We start from the raw sequence: 2,638 nt of genomic DNA on the forward strand, positions 1-2,638 counted from the left end.
CAGCCGCTCCACCTCGTGCACGACCATCTGCCGCACGCCGGCGAGAACGCGCCGGGCGATCGGGTCGGCCTCGTCGAGCGGCGCAACTACGGTCTCCACCTTGCGCAGCGGCCTGGTCATTGCGCCCCGCCCTCCACGCCTGCGATTTCGGCAAAGCGGGAGCGGGCGTCCTCGAAGAGCGGATTCTTGTGCCGGCCGTCCGGCCCGCGGATCGCGTGGAAGGCCGCGCGCCGCACATTGATGTATTCGAGCCCCGGCCCGAAGCCGGCCTTCCGGCAAACGGCCTCGAAGACCGGGCGATACTTCATCAGGAGCGCATCCGAGACCATCAGCAGAAGCTGCGCCCGCTCCTCGTCGGTCCGCGCCTCGTGCATTTGGCGGATGATGGGCAGCATAGAATCGTAAGGCTGATCGCTCACCGCGCACCCTCCCTCGTTTCACGTGTGGAACTTTGTGTAACGGGCTGATCGGAAAGCCTTTTCGCGATGTCGCGCATGCGCACGCGGCGGTGCTTGTCCCGGATCAGAAAGGCGAAGGGATCGAGCCCCATGAACTTGCAGACCAGCAGGAAATTCGCCGCCGAGAGCCGTTGCTCGCTGCAGGCGCGCGAGAGCATGGCCTTGTCCAGCTCAGGCCATGTTTCGACGGCCTTTCCATAGGAAAGCCCGGCCCGGCAAAGCACCCGAGTGACGGCGGCGGCAAAGGCGGCATGGTCGATATCAGCCATCCTGCCCTCCATGCGTGAGCGTGACGCCGTGGTCGGCCGGGAAGTGCCCAAGCACGGCCCAGATCCGCGCCCGCGTTTCCGGCGAGGCGAGCTGCCCCGTCCAGGCGAAATGGAACTCGTGGTTGGTCACGCGAGCGAGCTTGCGCATCTCGGCCTTGAAGGCCTTCACTTTCGCCGTCCGCCGCCAGGGCTGGCCGGAATCGACCACGCGAAACTCGGCGCGGGCGCGCAGGAAGAGGCGGAGCATGGCGGGGGAGAAGTCAGGCTTCACTCTGCCGTCTCCCCAGCTTCATAGCCCCAAGCGTCCCACCCCGGCCGAGGCCGGCGGCAGAACAGCTCCAGCCGCGGCATGTCGGGGTAGAGCCGCTCGATCGTCTCGGCGAAGAAGTCCGGCTTGACGGAGTGCGCGCCCTTGCGCTCACGGTGGACCGTCTCTGGCTGAGAACCGGGAAGCGGCGCGGCAATGTCGCCGCGGCGCCCGATCAGCAGAAGCTCGTGCCGGTCGCGGCCCCAATAACCGGTGCCGGCCACTTCCTTGTCCCAGATCCAGTGATGCACGTATGTGAAGCCACAGGCCTCGAGCACCCGCAGCCCGGTGAACAGTATCGGGTTCGTCGCCCAGCAGAAAAAGACCGCCGGCGTGCTGCCGCCGAGGAGTTCCGCGAGCAGCGACACGATCTCCTCCGTCGCCATGGTCGGGTAGTGGTTCTCCGCGCTCTTCTCGCGGCCCGTCACTTCCGAGCGGACGCCGTATTTCCACGGCGGGTCCGCGTAATAGACCGGATAGGCGCGATTGAGCTTTCCCGGAGCCGAGGGAGCACCCTTCTCGGCAATCATACTCATATGCGCGAGACGCACCTGGTGCCGCGCCTTCTGCTGGTCGGAGCGAAGGTCTTTCGCGACCTTCATCAGCTCGCGCCGATTGTCGGGATCCGGCAGGAAAGCTGTTTTTATTGCCTTACGTGTCGGCTGCTTGACGCCGTCCCGGCCCTCCACCTCTTCGTGGTGGGGAATTTCCCCACCATCGACGAGCTTGCGGCGGACACCAGAAACGGTCTTGTGGTCGACGCCCAGCATGGCCGCTATGGCACGCGAGGAGATTGACGGCGTATCGCGCAACTGGTCGGCGATGATCGCCTGCTTCTGCGCCGTGGACAGATGCCTGCGCGAGACGTTCAGTTCGCGCGAGAGCGTCCGCTTCTCGGTTTCAGACAGCCCCTTCCTTACGAAGCGCGGCCAGTCGACGAGGCCGAGGCTTTCGCATACCTGCACGCGATGGTGGCCGTCGATGATCTCGCCATGCTCGTCATACTCGACCGGCACGAGCACGCCATGCGCGATGATCGACGCTTCCAGAGCTGCATAATCTTCGGCGGAGAGCGGCGGCAGGAGCTGGTACTTCATCGCGCTCACATCCCCAGCGCGGCCTTGTAGAGATCGAGGATCGCCTCGGCCTCCTGCCTTTCGGCCTGGTCCATCTTCCGCAACTTGACGATGGTGCGCACGGCCTTGGTGTCGAAGCCCATGGCCTTGCATTCGGCGTAGATTTCCTTTCGGTCATCCGCGAGCGCGTCGATTTCCTCTTGCACTCGCTCGATACGTTCGATGAAGGCTCGCAACTGCCCGGCAGCAACAGTCTGGGGCCCACTTGCTTCGTCGGCTTCGGATTTCAGCTTGGCGCCTGCGCGTTCTCGCGCTGGCTCGCGCGGGGTATACGGGTCGTACTCCATCAAAGCCTCCACGCCCCGACCAGAACCGCCGCGATCACGGCGAGCGCCGCGAGGAACACGCCAATGGCGAAGGCGCCGGCGAGCGAATGGCGCGGACGGTGTCTCATTGCCCGCCACCTCCGCTCACCACCGTGAAGCCGCCCTCCCCGCGCACCTTCGCCGCCGCCCGGCGCAGCTCGTC

General features: G+C 65.6%; 5 protein-coding genes. All 5 read right to left on the reverse strand.

The annotated features are described in order from the left end of the window. Window positions 1–116: 116 nt before the first annotated feature. From ACFP9U_RS24615 to ACFP9U_RS24635, 5 genes are read right to left on the reverse strand one after another with little or no spacing between them, the layout of a single operon-like run. On the reverse strand, window positions 117–419 hold the full coding sequence (locus ACFP9U_RS24615) for a hypothetical protein (protein WP_378625465.1): 303 nt from the start codon (window positions 417–419) through the stop codon (window positions 117–119). Further along, complete coding sequence (locus tag ACFP9U_RS24620) at window positions 416–727, reverse strand: hypothetical protein (RefSeq protein ID WP_378625467.1); 312 nt, start codon at window positions 725–727, stop codon at window positions 416–418. Before ACFP9U_RS24620 ends, ACFP9U_RS24615 begins: the two co-directional genes overlap by 4 nt. Then, window positions 720–998: a hypothetical protein gene (locus tag ACFP9U_RS24625; RefSeq protein WP_378625468.1), complete on the reverse strand. Its 279-nt coding sequence runs from the start codon at window positions 996–998 to the stop codon at window positions 720–722. Before ACFP9U_RS24625 ends, ACFP9U_RS24620 begins: the two co-directional genes overlap by 8 nt. Next, a complete protein-coding gene (locus tag ACFP9U_RS24630; protein WP_378625470.1) occupies window positions 995–2,131 on the reverse strand; it encodes an MT-A70 family methyltransferase in 1,137 nt (378 codons plus the stop codon). Before ACFP9U_RS24630 ends, ACFP9U_RS24625 begins: the two co-directional genes overlap by 4 nt. A 5-nt stretch (window positions 2,132–2,136) precedes the next feature. After that, a complete protein-coding gene (locus ACFP9U_RS24635; protein ID WP_378625471.1) occupies window positions 2,137–2,457 on the reverse strand; it encodes a DUF2312 domain-containing protein in 321 nt (106 codons plus the stop codon). Window positions 2,458–2,638 lie beyond the last annotated feature (181 nt).

Origin of the sequence: Nitratireductor sp. GCM10026969, assembly GCF_042660605.1 — a bacterium.
In the GTDB taxonomy this organism is placed as follows: Bacteria; Pseudomonadota; Alphaproteobacteria; order Rhizobiales; family Rhizobiaceae; genus Chelativorans.